General features: G+C 71.3%; 3 protein-coding genes. All 3 read right to left on the reverse strand.

Annotation, left to right across the window (positions count from 1 at the left end):
- On the reverse strand, nt 1-352 hold a 352-nt coding region (locus VFZ20_RS29120), incomplete at its 3' end, for a hypothetical protein (protein ID WP_329687485.1).
- A gap of 115 nt (nt 353-467) precedes the next feature.
- Nucleotides 468-3,176: a PKD domain-containing protein gene (locus tag VFZ20_RS29125; protein WP_329687486.1), complete on the reverse strand. Its 2,709-nt coding sequence runs from the start codon at nt 3,174-3,176 to the stop codon at nt 468-470.
- Nucleotides 3,177-3,425: 249 nt separating this feature from the next.
- The coding region (locus VFZ20_RS29130; RefSeq protein ID WP_329687487.1) for a hypothetical protein at nt 3,426-3,614 on the reverse strand (189 nt) is incomplete at its 5' end.

Consider the following 3,614-nt stretch of genomic DNA (forward strand, 5'->3'; position numbering starts at 1 on the left):
TAGACTCGGAATCTACTTGATCCCCTTCTTCTCCGGTTGGGATGTCGACTGCGAATACAATAGAAATTATCATGACCCTAAGCGGGTTCATCTGCCACTTCCGGAAGACCCGGAAGTACGAAAGCGGGTCAGTACGCATCCGGATGTCATCGTTCACAAGAGGGACTCGAATGACCACAATCTTTTGATCATAGAGGCCAAGAAGAGGAGTTGGAGGGCAGAGGCACACGCCTTCGATAGAAGGAAGATAGCAGCGTATGCGGAGGATCCTCTGAATTACTTTGCAGGCATAAAGCTCACTTTCGGGTCGGGGGAGCGATTCCTTCGCCACTTCGATTGTGAACTTTACCACCAAGGCGCTTGGGCGCCGCTGCTCCGCCCATAATCAAGAGAGGGCACCCGGCTGGGTGCCCTCTCTTGTTCGACTGAACTCCTTCCGGAGTTCCTGACCGCAAATCCACCCCGGATCAGATCGCCTTCACCGTCACGGTCTTCGCGAGCGTCGCGGTCCCGCCGTTGGCGTCGCGGACGGTGAGGGTGATGGTGTACGTGCCGGGCGCGGAGAACGTGTGCGTGCCGTAGGCAAACGTGGACGCCGCCGTGCCGTCGCCCCAGTTGAACGAGCGGGACGAGATACCCGCGTCGTCCGTGCTGGCGCGGCTGTCCACCGAGCACACCAGCCGGGTGCAGGTGAGCGTGAACGCCGGCACCGGCGCCCGGTCCACCACCGTCACCGTCGCGGTGGCCGTCGCCGTCTGCCCCACGGCGTCGCGGACCGTGAGCGTGGCCGTGTACGTGCCGTCCGCCGCGAAGGTGCGCGAGGCGGTCGGGCCCGCGATCGTCGCCCCGTCCACCGACCAGCTGTAGGTGATACCCGGGCCGTCGTCGGTGGAGGTGGTGCCCACGAAGGTGCAGGCGCGCACCCGACAGGTGGCGGTGGCGCGGGCCACGGGCGCGCGGTCCAGCGCCGCGACGGTCGTCGTGGCCGTGGCGCTCTGCCCGGCGCGGTCGCGCACCGTGAGCGTGACGGTGAACGGCCCGTTGGCCGCGTACGTGCGCGTGAGGCCCGCCAGCGTGCTGGTCCCCCCGTCGCCGAACGTCCACGCGTACGACGCGATGCCGCCGTCGTCGCGCGAGCTGCCGCTGCTGAAGCTGCAGGTGCGGCGCACGCAGCTGGCCGTGATGACGGGCGTAGGCACCAGGTCGCGCACGGTCACGCGCACGGCGGCCGTGTCCGTCTGCCCGGGCCCGTCGGCCACCGTGAGCAGCGCCGTGTAGGTGGTGTCGCGCGGATAGGTGTGCGACACGGCCGAGCCCGCGCCCATGGTCTCGTCGCCAAAGTCCCACCTCCACGCCTTTACGCCGTAGTCGTCGGTGGAGGTGGTGGCCGTGAACCGGCACTCGCGGCGCACGCAGGTGGCGGCCACGCGGGCCACGGGCGGCGCGTCGGGGATCACCAGGTTCGACTGCGCTGTGTCCACCGCGCCCTCGCCGTCGCGGACCACGAGCGACACGGGATAGGTGCCGGGGGCCGGATACGCGTGCGTCACCGTTCCCCCCGTCCCGACCGTGCGGTCGCCGAAGGCCCAGGTCCACGCCAGCACCTTCACGTCGTCCGTGGACGAGGTGGCGTTCAGGGTGCACGTCGTCTTGACGCAGGTGCTGGTAAAGCGGGCCACGGGCGCCGCGTTGGTCAGCACGACGGCGGCCGAGGCGGTGTCCGTCTGCGCCGCGCCGTCGCGCACCGTCAGCCGCACGCGGTAAGTGCCGCTGCGGGCGAAGGTTTTCGTCGCGCGGACGCCCGTGCCCGTGAGCCCGTCACCCCAGGCCCAGGCGTACGAGGCGATGGAGTGGTCGTCCGTGGACGTGGACGCGTCGAACACGCAGGTGAGCACCGAGCACGTCTGCGTGAAGGCGGCGTCCGGCCGCTCATCCGCCGCGCCCGCGGGGATGAAGCCCACCTGCAGCAGCTTGTTGGGCGTGCCCGTGCCGGGGTTGCGGATGCGGCTGGCGGCCGCGCCCCCCGTGAGGGCCGTGGCCACGGCGGCCGGCGTGGCGTCGGGGTAGCGGGCCAGGTACAGCGCCGCGGCGCCCGCCACGTGCGGCGAGGCCATGGACGTGCCGCTCATCCCCACGATGGCCGCGTCGCCGGAGAACGACGCCGAGGCGATGCTCACGCCCGGCGCGTACAGGTCCACGCACGTGCCGTAGTTGCTGAACGACGCCTGTCCGTCCGTGGCGTCCGACGCGGCCACGGTAATGGCCTCCGGCACCCGCGCGGGCGACTGGTTGCAGGCGTTGGTGGCGTCGTTGCCGGCGGCGACCACCACCGTCACGCCGGCGGCCACGGCGCGGCGCACGGCGTCGTCCATGGCCGTGCTGGCGCCGCCGCCCAGGCTCATGTTGACCACCATGGCCACGGTGGGGTTCGCCGCCTTTTGCTGGACCACGTAGTCCAGCCCGGCGATGGCGTACGACGTGCTGCCGCCGCCGTCGCACCCCAGCACGCGCACGGCGATGAGGCGCACGCCCTTGGCCACGCCGTACGTGGAGCCGCCGACGGTGCCGGCCACGTGGGTGCCGTGCCCGTGGCAGTCGCTGGCCGATCCGCCGGGGCTCACGGCGTCGTAGCCGGCCGTGGCGCGCCCGCCGAACTGCGTGTGGGTCAGGCGGATGCCCGTGTCCAGCACGTACACGCGCACGAGGGCGGCCGTGCTGGGATAGGTGTAGGTGCCGCCCAGGGGGAGCGCCGCCTGGTCGATGCGGTCCAGCCCCCACGGGGCGCTCGTCTGGGTGGCGGACTGGTAGGCGTGGATGGGCCCGTCGGGCTCCACGTACGCCACGCGGGGGTCCGCGCGCAGGGCCGCCACCTGGGCGGGCGCCAGCGGGGCCGCGAAGCCGTCGAGCACGGCGGAGAAGGCGCGGGCCTCGCGCACGCCCCGCTCCGTCGCGAAGCGCAGGGCGAACGGCTCGCCCGGCGCCGACGCGTCGTCGTCGCCCGCGCGCGTCACGCTGGACGAGGGGCCGGGATGGCCGTCGGCCTTGAGGACGACTATGTAGCGCTCCGGCGCGCCGTCCACGGGGGTCAGGGAGGTCTCGGACGGGCCGCCGTCGGCGCAGGCGGCCGCGAGCGCCGCCAGGGCGACGCACAGGAGTCCGCGGGGGTGTGATGGCATGGAGGGGACGGATACGGGTGGACGCGCCGGTGACCGTGCGCCAGCGCGCTGATGCAAGCTTCCGTATCAGTATCGGAGTCCCCTGGACGGGGCTTGATGGTCAAAAATCCAGACACCACGCGGAAAATCCGCCCATCCGCGGTCCGCGATCCGCCGGAATCCGTCCCTCGCGGTGGAACCCTCTGCTGCCCCTGCTCCCTCTGCGTGAAAATGCGGTTCGCCGTTTCCTGACCGCTGGTGGGATGCGCGTCAGGTGCGGGCGGACGGGACGCGCGGGGGCCGCGTCTCGGGATCCGCCGCGGGCGCGGGCTCGTCCAGGGCGTCGATGCCCAGCCAGCGCCGCGCCTGTCCCAGGTCGCGGAAGACCTGCATGTTCTCGTCGTCGCGGTCGGCGGCCATCTGGTACATGCGCGCCAGGCCGTACATCTCTTCCGCGCC

It is taken from the genome of Longimicrobium sp. (genome assembly GCF_036280135.1).
In the GTDB taxonomy this organism is placed as follows: Bacteria; Gemmatimonadota; Gemmatimonadetes; order Longimicrobiales; family Longimicrobiaceae; genus Longimicrobium.

Excerpts from the sequence above, each read along its gene's own strand:
- VFZ20_RS29125 (WP_329687486.1), bottom strand. The coding sequence starts at position 3,176 with ATGCCATCACACCCCCGCGGACTCCTGTGCGTCGCCCTGGCGGCGCTC.